An 18,398-nucleotide genomic window follows, 5' to 3' on the forward strand; every position below is an offset into this window, starting at 1 on the left:
TGCGAGGCCGAGATGACCGATCCCACCCATAACGGTGCCTGCCTGTGCGGGGCGGTGCGCTTCGTCGTGACCGGCGCGCTCAAGGCGCCCGATGCGTGCCATTGCAGCCAGTGTCGGCGCGTGTCGGGCCATGTCTGGGCATCGACCGACGTCCCCGACAACCGGCTGGAGGTGATCGGCGAAGACCATGTTCGATGGTTTCAGTCGTCGGAAAAGGTGAAGCGCGGGTTCTGCGCCACCTGCGGCTCGGCCTTGTTCTGGAAACCGATCCATCAGTCGCGGACGGCGGTGGCAATGGGGGCCTTCGATCCGCCGACCGACACGCATCTGGAGATGCACATCTTCGTCGGTCACAAGGGCGACTATTACGACATCGCCGACGGGTTGCCGCAGGAGGGGTAGCCATTGTTCCGTTCGGACTGCCGCAATCGCTTCCCCCGCTTCGTCGGCACAAGGCACAGGACTTCGAGGATTTAGAGCGACCGCGCGCGCATCGATTCGCAGATGACTCGCAAAATCGCGCCAGCCTGTTAGTCTGGTCCCATCCGATCATCGGCACGGGATGGCGAATGAGTAGCGTTCGGTTCGTACTGGCTTGTCTGTGCGCGGTGGTGGCGGCGATCGTGTTGCCGGCATCGGCGCAACTCGGCACCGACCAGCCGCCCTATATCACGATGACGCTGGAGGCGGAGACGCCGAACCCCGCCGCAGGGCGCGCGGTGACGCTCGCCTTCGTGTCGCGGCCCAAGCCGACCTGGCACGGTTACTGGAAGAACCCCGGCGATGCGGGGATCGAGACCAGCGTCGAATGGACGCTGCCCGAGGGCGTGACCGCCGGGCCGCTCGAATATCCGGTCCCGCAGCGCCTCATCATCGGCGGGCTGATGAATTACATCTATGAAGGCGAATTCGCGCAATTCGCGACGCTTTCGATTCCCGCAGGACTTGCGCCGGGCACGCGCATTCCCGTGGCCGCGAAGGTCGATTATCTGGTCTGCACCGACGAGATCTGCGTGCCCGAAAGCGCGTCGGTATCGACCGTGCTGACGGTCGGCGACGGTGCGTTTCCCGCCGACGCACGCGCGCGCTTCGACGCGTGGCGTGCGAAGATGCCCAAGCCGCTGGGATCGGACGCGACGTTCGAAGTGGTGCAGGCGGCGGGCGCGAAGCGGATGTTCCGGCTGGCGGTGCCCTATCCGGCGGACGCGACCGCGATCGACCCCTATTTCTATCCCGCGACCGGCGACATCATCGACATGGCCGCGCCGCAATCGGCCGCGCGCGACGGCGACATGCTGGTGATCGAGACGATCGCCGCCGACGGTGCGCCGGAGCGGATCGAGGGCGTGCTGGCGATCGGGAACGGACGCGGGCTGTCGCTCGCGGCGACACCGGGGACGGTCGCGGCGGTCGAAGGGGGCGGGGGCGATTTCGCCTGGGGTGCGGCGCTGCTGGCCTTTGGCGGCGCGATCCTGGGCGGGCTGATCCTGAACGTCATGCCGTGCGTGTTCCCGATCCTGAGCCTGAAAGCGCTGAGTCTCGCCAAGTCGGGCGCTTCGGAAACGGGCGCGCGACGCGATGCGCTGGCCTATACCGCGGGCGTGGTGCTGGTGTGCGTGGCCCTGGGCGCGGTGCTGCTGGCCTTGCGTGCGGGCGGTGCGGCGGCGGGCTGGGCATTCCAGTTGCAGGACCCGCGCGTCATCCTGTTCCTGTTGCTGCTGGTGACCGCGATTGCGCTCAATCTGGCGGGGCTGTTCGAGATTGCGACGCCGGGTGCGGTCAACAAGCTGAGCGCGAGCGGGGCGGGCGGATCGTTCATGACCGGTGCGCTGGCGGCATTCATCGCGACGCCGTGCACGGGGCCGTTCATGGGGGTGGCGCTGGGCGCGGCGCTGGTGCTGCCCTGGCCTGCGGCGCTGGCGATCTTTGCAGGACTGGGGCTGGGGTTGGCGCTGCCGTTCGTGCTCCTGGGCTTCGTGCCTGCGCTCAGGCGGCGTCTGCCCAAGCCGGGTCCGTGGATGGACACGTTCCGTAAAGCGCTGTCGGTGCCGATGTTCCTCACCGCGCTGGCGCTCGCCTGGGTGCTGGGGCGTCAGGCGGGCGTGGACGGCATGACGCTGGGGATCGGCGCGGCGCTCCTCTTCGCGCTCGGTCTGTGGTGGACGGGGCGGCGGCAAGGGCGCGGCGCGAACGGCGCTTGGGTGCCGGGGGCGGCGCTCGCTTTGGTGGGGCTGGTCGCGGTCGCGACGATCGACCGCGCGCCCGCGCAGGCGATGTCGCCCGCGGTGCTCGGGGCCGAACCCTTCACCGAGGCGCGGCTGGAGGAACTGCGGGCGCAGGGTAAACCCGTCTTCGCCTATTTCACGGCTGACTGGTGCGTGACGTGCAAGGTCAACGAGAAAGCGGCGATCGAGACCGACCGGGTGGCCAAGGCCTTTGGCGACGGCGGGGTTTCGGTGCTCGTCGGCGACTGGACCGACGGCAACCCCGAACTGGGCCGCTTCATCGAGCGGCACAACCGGGCAGGCGTGCCGCTCTATCTATGGTATGCTCCGGGGGAACAGGGGCCGCGCGTCCTGCCGCAGGTGCTGACGCCCGGAATGCTCACCGACCTGGTAACGACATAAGGAGAGAGACGAATGAAGCGCATGATCATCGCAAGCGTCGCAGCGGTCGCGGCCTTTGCTATCCCATCCTCGGCGCAGGTGTCGAACGGTGCCCAAGCGACCAATTTCCGGTTGACCGACGCCAATGGCAACAATGTCGCGCTGTCCGACTTCAAGGGCAGGCTGGTCGTGCTCGAATGGCACAATCCCGGCTGTCCGTTCGTCGTGAAGCATTACAAGAGCGGCAACATGCAGAAAACGCAGGAAGCGGTGAAGGCTGCGGGTGGCGTGTGGCTGACGATCAATTCGGGCGCGCCGGGCAAGCAGGGCCATATAAACGGTGCGGAAGCCAGGAAGCTGCTCGCGGATCAGAATTCGGCACCGACGCATTACCTGCTCGACCCGCGAGGGATCGTCGGCAAGGGTTACGATGCCAAGACGACGCCGCACATGTACGTCATCAACCCCGCGGGCACACTCGTCTATCAGGGTGCGATCGACGACAAGCCGACCGCCAACGTCGCCGACATTGCGGGTGCGCGCAACCATGTGCTGGCGGCCGTCGAGGAAGTGCGCGCGGGCAAGCCGGTATCGGTCCCGACCAGCCGGGCCTATGGCTGCACGGTGAAATATCCGGACTCGTGATGCGCATTCGACGTTAGAGGAAAAGAATTGGTTCGCGCAAAGGCGCGAAGAAAAGGTGAAGAGGGTTTCACGCGGAAGCGTGGAAGCGCGGAGGTGTTATGGGTCGGGCCGCGTAGCGGCCTTCACCAGCGGTCAGCCTCGCTTGGGTTTTAAGAGCTGTTGACGCGACCGAACCCTTTTCTACGCCGCTCTGCGCCTTCGCGTGAAACCGCCTTCCAACCTTGTTCGCGTCTTTGCGCCTTTGCGCGAGCTAATCATCTCTGCACCCTAAACCGCGTTCGTCGCCCCCTTGTGCGGCGCAGCAAAGCGTAGCAGCATGGAACCACCGGAGTTTCCGGTGGTTCGGAGATGTGATGGGGAAGAGCGGGGCTTTCGACGAAATCTGGGGACGTGGCGGCCCGGCGAAACCGCGCCCGGAATTTGTCGATCTCGCGAGATGGATGCAGGATACGCCGCCGTCCGAAATGGACCGGCGATTGCAGTCGGCGGAAGCCGCGTTTCGCCAGCTGGGCATCACCTTCGCCGTTTATGGCGAGCGCGATTCAAGCGAACGGATCATTCCGTTCGATATCGTCCCGCGCATCTTCACCCGCAGCGAATGGACCCGGCTGTCCGAGGGGCTGATCCAGCGGGTCGAGGCGATCAACGCGTTTCTCAACGACATCTATGGCGAGCGCCGCATCCTGAAGGAAGGCGTGCTGCCGCCCGACCTGATCTTCTGCAACGACCAGTTCCGGCCCGAAGTCGCCGGCATCCGTCCGCCGCACGATATCTGGGCGCATATCTGCGGCATCGATCTGGTGCGCACCGGTCCCGACGAATTCTTTGTGCTTGAGGATAACGCCCGCACCCCGTCGGGTGTCAGCTATATGCTTGAGAACCGCGAGGCGATGCTGCGGCTGTGCCCCGAACTGTTCCGCGCGTACCGGGTCGCCGCGGTCGACAGCTATCCCGACCGGCTGCACGAAACGATGCGGTCGGTCGCGCCGCCGTCGTGCCGGGGAGAGCCGTTGTGCGTCGTCCTGACGCCGGGGCATTTCAACTCCGCCTATTACGAGCACAGCTTCCTGGCGGATTCGATGGGGGTCGAACTGGTCGAACCCGCCGACCTGATCGTCGACGATGACATCGTCTATATGCGGACGATCGCCGGGCGGGTGCGGGTCGATGTCATCTATCGCCGGATCGATGACGATTTCCTCGACCCGCTGGTGTTCAGGCCGGATTCGATGCTGGGGGTGCCCGGCATCATGGCGGCGTACCGCGCGGGCAACGTCACGCTGATCAATGCACCGGGCAACGGGATTGCCGACGACAAGGCGATCTACAGCTACATGCCCGAGATTGTGAAATTCTATTCGGGTGGCGAGGCGAAACTGCCCAATGTCGAGACGTGGCGGTGTCGCGAGCCCGAAGCGCTCAACTATGTGCTCGACCATCTCGAAGAGGTGGTGGTCAAGCTGGTCGACGGATCGGGCGGATACGGCATGCTGGTCGGTCCGACCGCGAGCAAACAGGAGATCGAGGAGTTTCGTGCCGCGCTGATCGCCGAGCCGCATCGCTACATCGCGCAGCCAACGCTGGCCTTGTCCACCGTGCCGACGATGACCGAGAAAGGCCTGGCCCCGCGTCATGTCGACTTCCGGCCGTTCGTGCTGACGGGCAGCAAGGGCGTTCAGGTCGTTCCGGGCGGACTGACGCGGGTCGCGCTGCGCGAGGGGTCGTTGGTGGTGAACTCCAGCCAGGGCGGTGGGACCAAGGACAGCTTCGTGCTGATGGATGACGGTCCGGCCGCGGCGCAGAGCCAGAGCCAGTCGCAGGGCGGGGTGCGGTTGTGAACATGGTATCCCTGTTCCTCCCCACTCATGCGGAGGGGGACCAGCGAAGCGGGTGGAGGGGGCGAGCCTCACATGCTGTGCTTCGGGGCGCCCCCCCTCCACCGCACTGCGTGCGGTCCCCCTCCCCGTGCCGGGGAGGATTGCCATGCTGATGCTCGCGCGCACGGCGGCTTCGCTTTATTGGCTTGGTCGCTACGTCGAACGCGCCGATTTCATCGCGCGGCTGGTGGAGGCGACGGTGCGGCTCGACGCGCTATCCCCGCGGCCGGCTGGCGAGGCGGCGTGGGCGAGCGCGCTGCGCGTGACCTATACCGACAAGGATTTTGCCAAGACCGGGCAAACGCTGAGTCAGCAACATGTCGCACGGTTCCTGACGCTGGATCCAGCGCATGGCGGTTCGATCATGTCGTGCCTGAACGCCGCGCGCAACAATGCGCGGGCGGTGCGGACGGCGCTGACCCGTGACGCCTGGACCGCGATCAATCGCGCCTGGCTGTTGTTCCAGAACCGCGCGAGCCCCGGCGGCACGACATCGACTCTCAACCTCTTGGAAGCGGTAAAGGCCGAGACGCGCGGGTTCGAGGGCGCGGTTTCGAGGATGATGCGAAACGAGGCGACCGCGCTCATCCGACTGGGCGCGGCGATCGAGCGGGCGGACAACACCGCGCGGCTGCTCGATGTCAAATATCACCTGCTGCTGCCCGAGGGCGAAAGCGTCGGCGGCGTCGTCGATCGCGACCAGTGGACGACCATCCTCCAGACCGTGTCTGCGGTCACCGCCTATCGCTGGCTGTACAGCGACGGGCTGACGGTGGCGTCGGTGGTCGACCTGTTGATCGCGCGGCCTGAAATGCCGCGTTCGTTGACGGCCTGTTCGGAGGAAACGGTCGAAGTGCTGGGGATGCTGGCCAAGCGCACCGGATTGCAGGGCGAGGCCGACCGCATGGCGCGCGCGCGGGTCGGGCGGATGCAGCGGACGCGATCGGCGGAGATCGTCATCAGCGGGATGCACGAATTTCTTCAGGCCTTCATTCGGGAAAATGCGATGCTTCATGCCGCCATCGCGCGCCAGTTCCGGTTCGTGTCATGAGGATCGCGGTCGATCACCGGACGCATTACCGGTTCAGCAAGCCCCAGGCGCGGCTGGTCCAGATGCTGCGGATGACGCCGCTCGGCACCGAAGGCCAGACGATCGTCGATTGGAATATCTCGGTCAGTTGCGACGCGAAATTGCGTTATCAGGCGGACGGATACGGCAATGCGGTGACGATGCTCTATGTCGACGGGCCGGTGGACGAAATCGAGATTGCCGTGACGGGAGAGGTCCTGACGTCCGAAACCCACGGCATCGCGCGCGGTGCGCCCGAGCCATTGCCGCCGATGCTGTTCCGGCGGACGACGCCGCTGACCCGCGCGGATGATGCGATTGCGGGCTTTGCCGACGCCTTGGGCGACCCCTCCCGCGATCCGCTCGACTGGCTGCACCGGCTGAACCGCGCGATCGCCGACCGGTTCGAACTGGTCGCGAGTTCGTCAGGCAGCGCGCCGTGCGAGGCACCCGAATGCTTCGCGCAATCCGCGCTGTCGCCGCGCGGGCTGGCGCATGTCTTCCTCGGGTCGGCGCGACATGCGGGCATCCCCGCACGGCATATCGGCGGATACAGTCTGGTGCCGTGCGTCGATCGAGCGCACCCGCGCCCGCATGACTGGGTTGAGGCCCATGTCGATGGGATCGGCTGGATCGGTTTCGATCCGTCGATCGGCCAGTCGCCCGACCTGGACCATGTGCGCGTCGCGGTCGGCCTCGATTCCAGCGAAACCGCGCCGATCGCCGGTTCGCGGCTGGGCGAGGGTAAGGAAGAACTCGACGTCGAACTGAGCGTCGATCAACTGAGCGGCGTGAACGATTAAGCCGTTGAAGCGGGGTGACGGCGCCTCGATCCTATCGTCATTGCGAGCGCAGCGAAGCAATCCAGCGACGAGCGCGCAGCCCTGGATTGCTTCGCTGCGCTCGCAATGACGGTTTTCGGACGTGTCTCGGCCTCAGCGCATGTCCTCTCGCTCGCGTTCCAGCGAATCGAGGATGCGGTGCCCGGCCATGAACACTGCGATCGGGCAGAGCGCGAACATGAACCAGCCGAGCCAGCCGGGATATTTCTGGACGAAATGCACGCCGCGCTCGGTCGCGCCGAGGGCGAGGCCGTAGAGGATGAGAAATGCTTCGAACTTGGTCTTGATGACGAACAGGCGGGCGATGCGACTCCACATGCCGAAAGGTTAAGCAAGCATCGCGCCAGCCGCCGAAATCCGCAATTTGCGGATTAACGAACAGGGTTACCTGTCAATTAATCCGACAGAAATTCGGGCAGATCGAGCGCCTTCAGCAATGCGGTGCGCGCGGCGACGATCCGCCCGATCAGCGCCGGGTCGCCGATCTGGTCCTGCGCGATTTCCTCCGGCCAATGTTCGGCGATGACGGCGGCGATGCGGTCGAGTTTCGCTTCGTCGACCAGAAAGCGCGGATCGATGGTGGCGGGATCGGCGACGACGCGCAGCCGCAGGCAGGCGGGGCCGCCGCCATTGGCCATCGACTGGCGAACATCGACGACTTCGAGGCGGCGGATCGGGCCGTTGCCCGCGACCATTTCCTGAAGCCAGGACCAGACGCGCGGGTTTTCCTGCGCTTCGCCGGGCAGGATCAGCGCCATCTCTCCGGTCGGCAAAGTGACGAGCTGGGCGTTGAACAGATAGGATTGGATCGCGTCGGCGAGCGATACGCGGTCGGCGGGAACTTCGACGATTTCTGCCTCCGGCATGATCGCGCGGAGATCGGCGTAGAAACCCGCCTTGTCGGCGAATGCCTGTTCGTGCGCGAACAGCACGCGTTCGTTGGCGACCGCGACGACATCGTTGTGGAAAGCGCCCGCAGCGATGGCCGCTTCGGATTGCTGGACGAACAGCGTACGCGCCGGATCGAGACGGTGTGCGCGCGCAACCGCTTCGCTCGCCTCGCGGTGCTGGCGCGCGGGGAACGGCCCGCCGGAGATGCCATAGACGAAGATTTCGACGCCGGGCGCGCCGTGTTCGGCGCACATCCGCATATGGTTGGCCGCGCCTTCGTCGCCGAAGGGGGCGGGGATTGGCGCGTGGACCGCGAAGGCGTCGTGCGCGAAGGCGAGGCGAAGCTGCGCCAGCGTCTCGCGCCATTCGTGGCTGCGATGCGGCATGGTGACGAGGTTGGCGATTGTCAGGTGGGTGCGGCCGTCGGCGGTGTCGGGCGCGGGCGAGACGGTTGCGGCATTGGCCGCCCACATGGACGAGGCCGACAGCGCCTGTGCGCGAAGATGCGCGGGCGCGCTTTCGTAATCGGTCGCGAGGGTCGCGAGCCAGCCGGTGTCGGGGCGCGACTGGGGGAGTAACACCCCCTGCATCAGCTCGAGGCGGAGGTTGGCGCGCATCTTTTCCACGCCTTGCAGCGCGGCGGCGCGGGGCTGGCTGACTTTGCCGCTGTTGCCCGTGGCGGCGAGATTGCCGGGGCTGAGGCCCGCATAATTGTGGCTGGGGCCGATGATGCCGTCGAAGTTGATCTCGACCAGCATATCAGCGCCCGACATGGCTGACGCGATCGCCGATCGACACGCCCAGCGCGCGAGCGGTGTCCGAGGTCAGCGTGATGCGATCGCCCGACACATGGCAATCACCCGACACCGCGACGAAATCGCCCAGGCGTCCGGCCGACAGGATCGCAGTCGATTCCGCCTCGCCGATCTCGGCAACCTCGGCGTCGCGCGCTTCCTTGATCGAGCGGACCTCGTCGACGCGCGCGGTCATCGTCGGCCCGCCGTCGAAGATGTCGACGTAATTTTCGAACCGGAACCCCTCATTCTCCAGCATTCGCATCGCCGCGCGGCCCGACGGATGCGGCAGACCAATCGCGGCGCGCGCGGTCTCCGACAGCATCGAGATGTAGATCGGATGTTCGGGCATCAGATCGGCGATGAACTGGTTCCCGTGCGTGGCATTGAATTCGTCGGCTTCCTGAAAGTTCATGCCGAAGAAGCGTCCGGCGACCCCGTCCCAGAACGGCGATCCGCCCGCTTCGTCGATCACGCCGCGAAGCTCGGCCAGAATGCGGTCGGCAAAGCGTGCGCGGTGGGCGCGGATGAACAGGTATCGGCTGCGTGCGAGCAACATGCCCAGGCCCCCGGCGCGCTCGCCGGGATGCAGGAACAGGCCGCCCACCTCGCTGCATCCCTCAAGGTCGTTGGTGAGGCTGAGCAGTTCGGCCCGAAAGGTGCGGTTGAGTTCCTGGCTGTGCTTGGTCAGCGTGTGGATGCGATAGCTGTAAAAGGGCCATTTCTGGCCGACCTGAGTGAAGATCTGGCAGGTGCCGCGGACTTCGCCGGTGTCGACATTCTCCAGCACCAGAACGAACAATTCGTCGCGCACGCTGTCCTCGTCGCGCGCGAACGCTTCGTGGCTGCGTTCCAGCTTGGCGGTCAGCGCGGGCTTGTCGGGGGGCAGGTTGGTGAAGCCGCCGCCGGTCAGCTTCGCCATTTCGTACAGCGGCTGGAGATCCTGGTCGCGCGCGGCGCGGATGCGAAAGGTCATGAAAGCCCTTTGTTGGCGATGATGCGAAGAATGGTGACCGCCGACAGCGCGGCGCGTTCGCCCAGGCTTTCGGGGATCAGGAACTCGTCCGACGAATGGATCGCGCCGCCGCGCGCGCCCATCGTGTCGATGACGGGCACGCCGCATGCGGCGATGTTGTTGCCGTCGCACACGCCGCCGGTGGCTTTCCACGCGATCGGCTGGCCCAGCGCGGCGCCGACATCGCGGACCAGGTGGAACAGCCGTTCGGCCTGCGGGTCGATCGGTTTGGGCGGGCGGTTGAAGCTGCCATGCACCTCGATCCGAACGTCGTGATCGCGCGCGACCATCGACACCGCATCGTCGATCGCGGCGCGCGCGCGCTCGATTTCGGCGGCGCAATGCGGGCGAAAATTGACGCGAAGGATGGCGAGGTCGGGGACGACATTATTGGGGCCGCCGCCGTCGATCTTCGCCGGGTTCACCGACAATGTGGGCGCGCGCGCCTTGGCGAGTTCGAGCGCGATCGCCGCGGCGGCGAGCACGGCATTGCGCCCGTCGTCGGGATTGCGCCCGGCATGGGCGCTCAAGCCGCGGATCAGGATCGAGAAGTTGCCGGTCCCACCCCGCGCGCCTGCCAATGTGCCGTCGGGCAGCGCGGGTTCGTAGGTCAGCGCCGCCATCTTGCCGCGCGCCGCGCGGTCGATCAGCGCGGCGGAGGAAAAGGAGCCGGTTTCCTCGTCCGAATTGATGACGACTTCATAACCGAATTGCGGGGCGAGCGACGATCGCTCGACGGCCTCAAGCGCAGCGAGCATCAAGGCGAGGCCGCCCTTCATGTCGGCGGCGCCCGGCGCGTTGAGCGCACCATCCGCGCGCCAGGTCGCGCTCTGAAACGGGTGATCGACCGGGAACACGGTATCCATATGCCCTGTAAACAGCATCTGGACCAACGCATCGGGGCGCACCGTCAGGTGAAGGTGCCTGCCGTGATCGAGCGTTTCGACGACGCCGTCGGTGCGTACGGCCTCAACCGGCGTGGGATCGACCATCGCGATGTCGCCCGGCAGCGCCGAAAAGGCGTTGGCGAGGAGGTTGCCCATCGTCGCTACCCCGGCCAGGTTGCGCGTGCCGCTGTTGACCGCGACCCAGCGTTCGACCTGCGGCAAGATGTCCGCACCGCTCGCGGCTTCGGCGGCGGCCTGTTCCTCTCTGCTGAGCTTCGTCATTGGGTAATGGCTCTAGCGCGGAGGATGGAGAAACGAAACCCGAGCGTGGCTTCGGCACCGTTTGTTTCGAGCGAAGTCGAGAAACGCATCTCCGCCTCTCCCCACGTTTCTCGACTTCGCTCGAAACGAACGGATGGGAGAGGCGCTAGGTATTGGTCAGAACGCGTAGACGACAGAGGCGCGGCTGGTGGTGTCCACGCTCTTGCGGCCGATGGGCGGCATGCTTTCGTAATTGACCAGATAGGACAATTGCCCCTGGATCGGGCCGAACAGGCGCGCGCGCACGGCGGTCGTCGATGTCACCGTGCTGCTGTTTGCGGCCTGAAGATAGAAGGACGCATCCTGATCGAAGGTGATGGTCGGGCTCAATCGCCAGTCGAATTCGATGCTGCCGCGCGCCGCCATGTCCGATTCGGTCGGCTTGGTGGTGAAATCGGTGTGACGAAATGCCGGGCCGAGCGAGACGTTCAGCACCTTTCCGCCATCGCGGATCGCGGTGTAGCCCGCACCGGCCGCAGCCGAATAACGGGCGTGATAGCCGGCGAACCGGTCGTTTTCGTAAAGCGCGGTGCCGAAGATGAAGAGCCGGTCGTCGATTTTGTAGTTGGGTTCGTACGACGCGACATAGCGTTCGCGCGTCGTGTTGCCGAAACTCTCCTGATATTCGGCGTTGAGGCGCCATTTGTGCCGCCACGAAAATCCTTCGCGGGCCAGGTCGATGACGCCGTGGACGCCGGTATTGTTGGTGTTGCCGGTGGTCTGGAAACCGCCGACTTCGATCTTGCCCTTGGCGAGTTCCCAGAAATCGGATTCCTGCAATCGCCGGATCGCCGCCTCTTCACGCGCGCGTTTCCAGTCGCCGGCGATGCGGGTGAATTCGCCCTGATGATCGGGATAGGACCGCCTGAGATATTTGACGACGGTGTTGACCTCACCCTCGTTATTCGTCGCGAGCGCGGCGTCGAGGGTCTGGCGGGCACGATCCGGCATCGGGCGTTTGATCTTGCCCGGCGGCATGTGCGCCGAGGCGACCGGGGTGGCGGGCGGCAGAAATTGTTCGACCGGCACGACGATGATCGGCGGCGGCGGCAGTTCGACCGGCACGACCTGAACATCGTCGTCGGGAACGTCCTGCGCATGGGCAGGCAACGCGATCAGCGTCAGCGAGAGGGGGAGCAATACGCGGCGCACGGGCGGCTTCCTAACCCGCGATCATGGCAGAGGAAAGGCGCTTTGCGATGGATTGCCGCCTCGTCACCGGGCTTCGTTACGGGGCAGGTGCGCCGCAAAGATGTCGAGGATGCGTTCGTACAGCGCGCGTTTGAAGGGCACGATGACGTGCGGCAGTTCGTGCGGATCGATCCAGCGCCAGGCGCGAAATTCGGCATGTTCGGTGGCGATGTCGATGTCGCCATCCTCGCCGGTGAAGGCGAACAGGAACCAGCGCTGGCGCTGGCCGCGCCATTTGCCCTTCCACACCTTGCCGATCAGGTCGTCGGGAAGGTCGTATCGCAGTTCCTCGTCGGCTTGCGCGATCAGTTCGGCGTGGTGCGGCGCAATCCCCGCTTCCTCGCCCAGTTCGCGGATCGCGGCGGTCAGCGCGTCTTCGCCCGGGTCGATCCCGCCTTGGGGCATCTGCCACGCCTCCAGCGTCGAATCGAGCCGCTGGCCGACGAACACCTTGCCGTCGCGGTTGATGAGCATGACGCCCGCGCATGGGCGATAGGGGAGGGTGGTGGGGTCGGTCATCGGGTCGCTGGCCTTTGGGCGCGTTTCTCGACTTCGCTCGAAACGAACGGGTGGGAATATGCGAACCCAATAACCGTTTGTTTCGAGCGGAGTCGAGAAACGTCGCTCAGCCGCCCGCCGCCTGCGCCATCACGCGGTCGGCCTCTGCCTCGGCGATCACCGATTTCGCCGCGAGGAGGAAGCCTGCCACATCGCCCTGGCTCGACGGCAATGCCTGGCGCAGGTTGATGAAGCCGTGGATGTTGCCGACCGCTTCGCGGAACACCACCGGCACGCCCGCCGCAGCGAGCGCCCCGGCATAGGCGCGTCCCTGATCCCGGATAGGGTCGAGGCTGGCGGTCATGACGACGGCGGGCGGCAATCCGGTCAGGTCGGCGTTCATCGGCGATCCGCGCCTGTGGGTGATGTCGGCGGCGTAGCAATCGTTGAACCACGCCATCGTATCGCGGGTCAGCAAATGACCGTCGCCGAACGCCGCCATCGAGGGATAGTCGGTGGCCATGTCGGCGGCAGGATAGATGGGAAGTTGTGCGATCACCGGCACCGCCGCAGGCCGATCGCGCAGGTCGAGCGCGGTGGTGATGGTCAGCGTGCCGCCCGCGCTGTCCCCGCACAGGATCAGGCTCGTCACCTTGCGCCCCAGCGCCTCCGGGCTATCCGCGACCCAGCGCGCGGCGGCTTCGCAATCGTCGGGCGCGGCGGGCCATGTGTGCTCGGGGGCGAGCCGATAGTCGACCGATACCACCGGCACATCGAGCATCCGTGCGGCTTCCGCGCAGAAACCGGCATGGGTGTCGAGATCGCCGATGACGAAGCCGCCGCCGTGGAAGAAGACCATCACGGGTCCGGGCTCGCGCGTTTCCTGCGCGTCGAACACCCGAGCCGGGATGTCGCCCGCCGGGCCGGGGATGGTCAAATCGCGGATGACGGCCAGATCGCCGACGGGCAGGTCCGCCACATCCTTGGTCGCGCGATAGATTTCGCGCGCGGCGGGGGCGGGCATCTCGTGCATCTTCGGACCCGGCAATGCGTTGAGATAGGCGAGGAACTGGCGAACATCGGGACGCATATAGGGTTCGGACATCGGCCAGGCTCTCCTGCGGGGTTTCGAAGCGCGGGTATCTTATATTGAGCTTAGCGAAACGATGTGGAGATAAAAACGGCAATGATCCCCGTCGTGCACCATCCCGACTATATCGGCCCGCCGCGCGCGGGCAGCGCTTTTGCGACGAACAAATACGGGCTGGTCCGCGATGTGCTGCTGGCAAGCGGGGCGGCGATCGACTGGATCGAGCCCGAGGCGATGCCGCGCCAATGGCTGGAGGCGGTGCATGACCCCGATTACGTGGCCGAGGTGTTCGACCAACGCGTGCCGGCCGCGAAGGAACGCCGCATCGGCTTTCCGGTGACCGCTCAGGTCGCGCGGCGATCGGCGCGGGTGCCGGGCGGAACCTGGCGTGCGGCAGCCGAGGCGATCGACAAGGGCTTCGCCGTCAACAGCGCGGGCGGCAGCCATCATGCGCTTTACGATACCGGCGCGGGATATTGCGTGTTCAACGATCTGGCAGTCGCAGCGCACCGGCTGGTGGAAGAACGCAGCACCCGCCGCATACTGATCGTCGATTGCGACGTGCATCAGGGCGACGGCACAGCGTCCTTGGTCGCCGGGCGGAGCGAGATCGCCACCTATTCGATCCATGCCGAGAAGAATTTCCCGACGCGAAAGGCGCGATCGACGCTGGACGTGGGCTTGCCCGACGGGGTGGGCGACGACGAATATCTTGAGACGCTGGCACGCACGCTGGCGCCGCTGATCGCCGATTTCCGGCCTTCGCTGCTGCTCTATCAGGCGGGGGTCGATCCGTTCGTCGGCGACCGGCTGGGGCGACTGAGCCTGAGCCATCAGGGGCTGGCGGCGCGCGAAGCCTATATTGCCGGGCTGGCGACCCGGCTGGGTCTGCCGCTCGCCAGCACGCTGGGCGGCGGATACGGCGCGGACGTGCGCGAAGTCGCCGAGCGCCACGTCGCGTCGATGCTGGCGCTCGCCGGAGGCTTCGGCTTGCACAAAGTAGCGATTGCAACCGCCCCGCAACATTCTACCTTGGACGGGCGTGGCGCGCCCGCGTAGAGAGCGCGCGAACAACGCAAAAAATCCGCTGGGAACGTAACGAGCATGGCTACCGCAATTCACGAGGTCACCCCGCAGGAGGCCGCGGCGAACCCGCCGCCAGAGGCCGTGGTGGTGCGCTTTGCCGGGGACTCGGGCGACGGGATGCAGTTGACCGGCGGTCAGTTCACGCTGTCGACCGCGCTTGCGGGCAACGATCTGGCGACCTTCCCCGATTTCCCGGCCGAAATCCGCGCGCCGCAGGGGACGCTGTTCGGCGTTTCCGCGTTCCAGATCAATTTCGGATCGGCGGCGATCGAAACCGCGGGCGACCAGCCCGACGTTCTGATCGCGATGAACCCGGCCGCGCTCAAGACCAATGTCGATGCATTGAAGCCCGGCGGTCTCATCATCGCCGACGAAGGCGAGTTCGGTCAGCGCAATCTGGACAAGGCGAAATACGACGCCAACCCGCTCGAGGACGATTCCTTGGGCAAGTGGCAGTTGCTGAAGCTCAATATCTCGCAACTGACGCTGGACGCGGTGAAGCCGTTCGGCCTTGGCAACAAGGAAGCGCTGCGCTGCAAGAACATGTGGACGCTCGGCCTGGCGTTGTGGATGTTCGACCGCGACCGGCAACCGATCGTCGACTGGCTCAAGACGAAGTTTGCCAAGGCGCCCGAGCTTGCCGAGGCGAACATCGCCGCGCTGAATGCGGGCCATGCGTACGGCGAAACCGCGGAACTGGGCGCGCAGGGCGTCGGTCAGTTGCATGTGCCCGCCGCGCCGGTCGAGCCGGGGCTGTATCGCACGGTCACTGGGGCTGAATCGCTGTCGCTGGGGCTGGTCGCGGGGGCGCAGCTTGCCAGCCTGCCGATGTTCTTCGGCGGCTATCCGATCACGCCGGCCTCCGCGATCCTGCACACGCTGTCGCGCTACAAGGAATATGGCGTCACGACTTTCCAGGCGGAGGACGAGATCGCGGCGGTCGCATCGGCGCTGGGGTCGTCCTATGCCGGATCGCTGGGGGTCACCTGTTCGTCGGGACCGGGGATCGCGCTCAAGACCGAGGCGATCGGGCTGGCGATCATGACCGAATTGCCGCTGGTGATCGTCAACGCGCAGCGCGGCGGGCCGTCCACTGGCCTGCCCACCAAGACCGAGCAGTCGGACCTGTATCAGGCGGTCTATGGTCGCAATGGCGACGCGCCGCTGCCGGTGATCGCCGCGCGCTCCGCCGCCGACTGCTTCGATTGCGCGATCGAGGCGGTGCGGATCGCGACGCAATATATGACGCCGGTGATGCTGCTGACCGACGGTTATCTGCAAAACGCCGCCGAGCCGTGGAAGGTGCCCGACATGAGCGGGTACGCGCCGTTCCCGGTGACGCATCACACCGCGCTCCCGGCTGAGGGCGAGAAGTTCCTGCCTTATGGCCGCGACAACAAGCTGTCGCGTCCGTGGGTGAAGCCCGGCACGCACGGCCTGCTCCATCGCATCGGCGGGATCGAAAAGCAGCTTGGCACCGGCAATATCGAATATTCGCCCGCCAACCACCAGGCGATGACCGACCTGCGCCAGAACAAGGTCGCCGGGATCGACGTGCCCGATCAGGTTGTCGAGCTGGGCGAGGAAGGCGGCAAGCTGGTCGTCGTCGGCTGGGGCTCGACCTATGGCCCGATCCACCAGGCGGTGCGCCGCGCGCGCAAGAAGGGGCTGGACGTGGCCCATGTCCACATTCGCCACATCTGGCCGATGCCGAACAATCTGGGTGATCTCTTGCGGGGTTACGAGAAGATCCTCGTTCCCGAAATGAACACCGGCCAGTTGAAGACGGTACTCCGCGACCAGTTTCTGGTCGATGCCAAACCGCTCAACAAGGTGTCCGGACAGCCCTTCCGCATCGCCGAAATCGAAGACGCAATCGAAAGCGCGCTCGCATGAACGACCCGACCCCCATCAAGACTAGCCCCAAGGACTGGGAAACCGATCAGGAAGTGCGCTGGTGCCCCGGCTGCGGCGACTATGCCGTGCTGAAGGCGGTGCAGCGGACCATGCCCGAACTCGGGGTGAAGCCGGAAAATACCGTCTTTGTCAGCGGAATCGGCTGCTCGTCGCGCTTCCCCTATTACATGGAAACCTATGGCTTCCACACGATCCACGGGCGCGCGCCCGCGGTCGCGACGGGGGTCAAGCTCGCCAACCCGGACCTCGACGTGTGGATCATCACCGGCGATGGCGATGCGCTGTCGATCGGCGGCAATCACACGATGCACCTGCTCCGGCGCAACCTGAATTGTCAGCTGCTGCTGTTCAACAACGAGATTTACGGGCTGACCAAGGGGCAATATTCGCCCACCTCGCGCGTCGGCACGCGCAGCCCTTCGACGCCGTTCGGTTCGGTCGATCGTCCCGCCAGCCCCTGCGCGTTTGCGCTGGGTGCGGGCGCGCGGTTCGTCGCGCGCGGGATCGACGTGCACAAGAATTTGCCTAGCGTGCTGAAGGCCGCGCACGCGCATCAGGGCGCGGCGTTCCTCGAAATCTATCAGAACTGCATCGTCTATAACGACGATGTGTTCGCCCCCTTCACCGCCAAGCCCAATGCGGCGCTGGGGCAGTTGTGGCTCGAACATGGCAAGCCGATGCTGTTCGGCAGCGAAAAGGCGGGCGGGGTAAAGGGCATCGCGCTCGACCGCGAGGCGCTGGCGCTGAAGGTCGTCGATGTCGTCGGCGACGATTGGGAAGGCGCGGGCGTGCTGGTGCACGACCAGACCAACCGCTCGGTCGCGCACATGCTGGTCGAACTGGGCGAAGGTTTTCCGGTGGCACTCGGCGTGATCTACGACGATCCGCGCCCGACCTTCGAAAGCGCCGTCGTCGCACAGAACAAGGCCGCGAGCGAAGGCAAGGTCGCCGATCTCCAGAAACTCGTGAGCAAGGGCCAGACCTGGCAGGTCGAGAAGGAGCCGCGGGTCGAGTGATCAGCTCATCGTTGGTGACGCTTCGGATGTGACGGGCGGGAACAAGTCCAAAGTGACGGGTTTCTGCTTGGCATGACCGAACCCACCATTCTCTGGTTCCGCCGCGATTTGCGTCTGTCGGACCAGGCCGCGCTGATCGCTGCCGCATCCGAAGGGCCGGTGGTGCCGGTTTATATCCTCGACGACGAAACGCCGAAGCACCGCGCGATGGGCGGAGCGTCGCGGTGGTGGTTGCACCATAGTGTTGCCAGCCTCGACGCCGGTCTGCGGGACAAGGGATCGCGGCTAATCCTGCGACGGGGCAAGTCGGATGCGGTGCTGGCGGCGCTGGCGGACGAAGTCGGCGCAAATCGCGTCCATTGCATCCGGCATTACGAGCCGTGGTGGCGCAATGCCGAGCGGGCGGTCGCCAGGACGCTCGATCTGGTCTGTCATGACGGCAATTACCTCTTGCCGCCGGGGTCGGTGACGACGGGGAGCGGCGATCCGTACAAGATCTACACCCCGTTCTGGCGTGCGCTCAAAGAGCATATGCCGCCGCCCCCCCCGGCCAATCGTCCGCGCGAAATTACGGCACCGTCGTCCTGGCCGAAATCGGACAGGCTGAGCGACTGGCATTTGCTGCCGACCAAGCCCGACTGGGCGACCGGTTT

17 protein-coding genes are annotated in these 18,398 nt (G+C 65.7%); 10 read left to right on the top strand and 7 right to left on the bottom strand.

Going from position 1 to position 18,398, the window contains the following annotated elements; all coding sequences use genetic code 11:
• Positions 1-12 precede the first annotated feature (12 nt).
• The 6 genes from ACX0GZ_RS10545 (at position 13) to ACX0GZ_RS10570 (ending at position 7,000) form a co-directional block, all read left to right on the top strand.
• On the top strand, positions 13-402 hold the full coding sequence (locus ACX0GZ_RS10545; protein ID WP_458816139.1) for a GFA family protein: 390 nt from the start codon (positions 13-15) through the stop codon (positions 400-402).
• A 167-nt stretch (positions 403-569) separates the two neighbouring features.
• A complete protein-coding gene (locus ACX0GZ_RS10550; RefSeq protein ID WP_458816141.1) occupies positions 570-2,627 on the top strand; it encodes a protein-disulfide reductase DsbD family protein in 2,058 nt (685 codons plus the stop codon).
• 12 nt (positions 2,628-2,639) lie between these two features.
• Positions 2,640-3,251 (top strand): redoxin domain-containing protein, encoded by a 612-nt coding sequence (locus ACX0GZ_RS10555; protein ID WP_458816143.1) that lies wholly within the window; start codon positions 2,640-2,642, stop codon positions 3,249-3,251.
• A gap of 353 nt (positions 3,252-3,604) precedes the next feature.
• Positions 3,605-5,089 (top strand): circularly permuted type 2 ATP-grasp protein, encoded by a 1,485-nt coding sequence (locus ACX0GZ_RS10560; protein ID WP_458816145.1) that lies wholly within the window; start codon positions 3,605-3,607, stop codon positions 5,087-5,089.
• A 151-nt stretch (positions 5,090-5,240) separates the two neighbouring features.
• Positions 5,241-6,179 (top strand): alpha-E domain-containing protein, encoded by a 939-nt coding sequence (locus ACX0GZ_RS10565; protein ID WP_458816205.1) that lies wholly within the window; start codon positions 5,241-5,243, stop codon positions 6,177-6,179.
• The gene (locus ACX0GZ_RS10570) at positions 6,176-7,000 is read left to right on the top strand and encodes a transglutaminase family protein (protein WP_458816147.1); all 825 of its coding nucleotides are present in this window, start codon (positions 6,176-6,178) and stop codon (positions 6,998-7,000) included. The genes ACX0GZ_RS10565 and ACX0GZ_RS10570 overlap by 4 nt, the downstream gene beginning before the upstream one ends.
• Positions 7,001-7,132: 132 nt before the next feature.
• Here ACX0GZ_RS10570 and ACX0GZ_RS10575 read toward each other — a convergent pair whose 3' ends face one another.
• From ACX0GZ_RS10575 to ACX0GZ_RS10605, 7 genes are all read right to left on the bottom strand, one after another.
• A complete protein-coding gene (locus tag ACX0GZ_RS10575; RefSeq protein WP_458816149.1) occupies positions 7,133-7,357 on the bottom strand; it encodes a hypothetical protein in 225 nt (74 codons plus the stop codon).
• A 77-nt stretch (positions 7,358-7,434) separates the two neighbouring features.
• On the bottom strand, positions 7,435-8,688 hold the full coding sequence (locus tag ACX0GZ_RS10580) for an N-succinylarginine dihydrolase (RefSeq protein WP_458816207.1): 1,254 nt from the start codon (positions 8,686-8,688) through the stop codon (positions 7,435-7,437).
• 1 nt (position 8,689) lies between these two features.
• Positions 8,690-9,700 carry an arginine N-succinyltransferase gene (locus ACX0GZ_RS10585; RefSeq protein WP_458816151.1) on the bottom strand — a complete coding sequence of 337 codons (1,011 nt, stop codon included), beginning with the start codon at positions 9,698-9,700 and terminating at the stop codon, positions 8,690-8,692.
• The gene (locus ACX0GZ_RS10590) at positions 9,697-10,908 is read right to left on the bottom strand and encodes a hydrolase (RefSeq protein ID WP_458816153.1); all 1,212 of its coding nucleotides are present in this window, start codon (positions 10,906-10,908) and stop codon (positions 9,697-9,699) included. Before ACX0GZ_RS10590 ends, ACX0GZ_RS10585 begins: the two co-directional genes overlap by 4 nt.
• A gap of 156 nt (positions 10,909-11,064) precedes the next feature.
• The gene (locus tag ACX0GZ_RS10595; RefSeq protein WP_458816155.1) at positions 11,065-12,099 is read right to left on the bottom strand and encodes a DUF481 domain-containing protein; all 1,035 of its coding nucleotides are present in this window, start codon (positions 12,097-12,099) and stop codon (positions 11,065-11,067) included.
• Between the two features lie 63 nt (positions 12,100-12,162).
• Positions 12,163-12,657, bottom strand: coding sequence for an RNA pyrophosphohydrolase (locus tag ACX0GZ_RS10600; RefSeq protein WP_458816157.1), 495 nt, complete (start codon positions 12,655-12,657; stop codon positions 12,163-12,165).
• A gap of 106 nt (positions 12,658-12,763) precedes the next feature.
• Positions 12,764-13,741, bottom strand: coding sequence for an alpha/beta hydrolase (locus tag ACX0GZ_RS10605; protein ID WP_458816159.1), 978 nt, complete (start codon positions 13,739-13,741; stop codon positions 12,764-12,766).
• Between the two features lie 81 nt (positions 13,742-13,822).
• On the opposite strand from ACX0GZ_RS10605, the gene ACX0GZ_RS10610 reads away from it, so the two are divergent.
• From ACX0GZ_RS10610 to ACX0GZ_RS10625, 4 genes are all read left to right on the top strand, one after another.
• Positions 13,823-14,785, top strand: coding sequence for a histone deacetylase family protein (locus ACX0GZ_RS10610; protein ID WP_458816161.1), 963 nt, complete (start codon positions 13,823-13,825; stop codon positions 14,783-14,785).
• 45 nt (positions 14,786-14,830) lie between these two features.
• A complete protein-coding gene (locus ACX0GZ_RS10615; protein WP_458816163.1) occupies positions 14,831-16,708 on the top strand; it encodes a 2-oxoacid:acceptor oxidoreductase subunit alpha in 1,878 nt (625 codons plus the stop codon).
• Positions 16,705-17,745 (top strand): 2-oxoacid:ferredoxin oxidoreductase subunit beta, encoded by a 1,041-nt coding sequence (locus ACX0GZ_RS10620; protein WP_458816165.1) that lies wholly within the window; start codon positions 16,705-16,707, stop codon positions 17,743-17,745. The genes ACX0GZ_RS10615 and ACX0GZ_RS10620 overlap by 4 nt, the downstream gene beginning before the upstream one ends.
• Positions 17,746-17,817: 72 nt before the next feature.
• Positions 17,818-18,398: deoxyribodipyrimidine photo-lyase (locus ACX0GZ_RS10625; protein WP_458816167.1), on the top strand; the 581-nt coding region annotated here is incomplete at its 3' end.

The organism is Sphingomonas aestuarii (assembly GCF_054457155.1).

Excerpts from the sequence above, each read along its gene's own strand:
- ACX0GZ_RS10585 (WP_458816151.1), bottom strand. The coding sequence starts at position 9,700 with ATGACCTTTCGCATCCGCGCCGCGCGCGACCAGGATCTCCAGCCGCTG.
- ACX0GZ_RS10555 (WP_458816143.1), top strand. The coding sequence starts at position 2,640 with ATGAAGCGCATGATCATCGCAAGCGTCGCAGCGGTCGCGGCCTTTGCT.
- ACX0GZ_RS10570 (WP_458816147.1), top strand. The coding sequence starts at position 6,176 with ATGAGGATCGCGGTCGATCACCGGACGCATTACCGGTTCAGCAAGCCC.
- ACX0GZ_RS10620 (WP_458816165.1), top strand. The coding sequence starts at position 16,705 with ATGAACGACCCGACCCCCATCAAGACTAGCCCCAAGGACTGGGAAACC.
- ACX0GZ_RS10600 (WP_458816157.1), bottom strand. The coding sequence starts at position 12,657 with ATGACCGACCCCACCACCCTCCCCTATCGCCCATGCGCGGGCGTCATG.
- ACX0GZ_RS10590 (WP_458816153.1), bottom strand. The coding sequence starts at position 10,908 with ATGACGAAGCTCAGCAGAGAGGAACAGGCCGCCGCCGAAGCCGCGAGC.
- ACX0GZ_RS10575 (WP_458816149.1), bottom strand. The coding sequence starts at position 7,357 with ATGTGGAGTCGCATCGCCCGCCTGTTCGTCATCAAGACCAAGTTCGAA.
- ACX0GZ_RS10545 (WP_458816139.1), top strand. The coding sequence starts at position 13 with ATGACCGATCCCACCCATAACGGTGCCTGCCTGTGCGGGGCGGTGCGC.
- ACX0GZ_RS10560 (WP_458816145.1), top strand. The coding sequence starts at position 3,605 with ATGGGGAAGAGCGGGGCTTTCGACGAAATCTGGGGACGTGGCGGCCCG.
- ACX0GZ_RS10580 (WP_458816207.1), bottom strand. The coding sequence starts at position 8,688 with ATGCTGGTCGAGATCAACTTCGACGGCATCATCGGCCCCAGCCACAAT.
- ACX0GZ_RS10610 (WP_458816161.1), top strand. The coding sequence starts at position 13,823 with ATGATCCCCGTCGTGCACCATCCCGACTATATCGGCCCGCCGCGCGCG.
- ACX0GZ_RS10550 (WP_458816141.1), top strand. The coding sequence starts at position 570 with ATGAGTAGCGTTCGGTTCGTACTGGCTTGTCTGTGCGCGGTGGTGGCG.
- ACX0GZ_RS10615 (WP_458816163.1), top strand. The coding sequence starts at position 14,831 with ATGGCTACCGCAATTCACGAGGTCACCCCGCAGGAGGCCGCGGCGAAC.
- ACX0GZ_RS10565 (WP_458816205.1), top strand. The coding sequence starts at position 5,241 with ATGCTCGCGCGCACGGCGGCTTCGCTTTATTGGCTTGGTCGCTACGTC.
- ACX0GZ_RS10605 (WP_458816159.1), bottom strand. The coding sequence starts at position 13,741 with ATGTCCGAACCCTATATGCGTCCCGATGTTCGCCAGTTCCTCGCCTAT.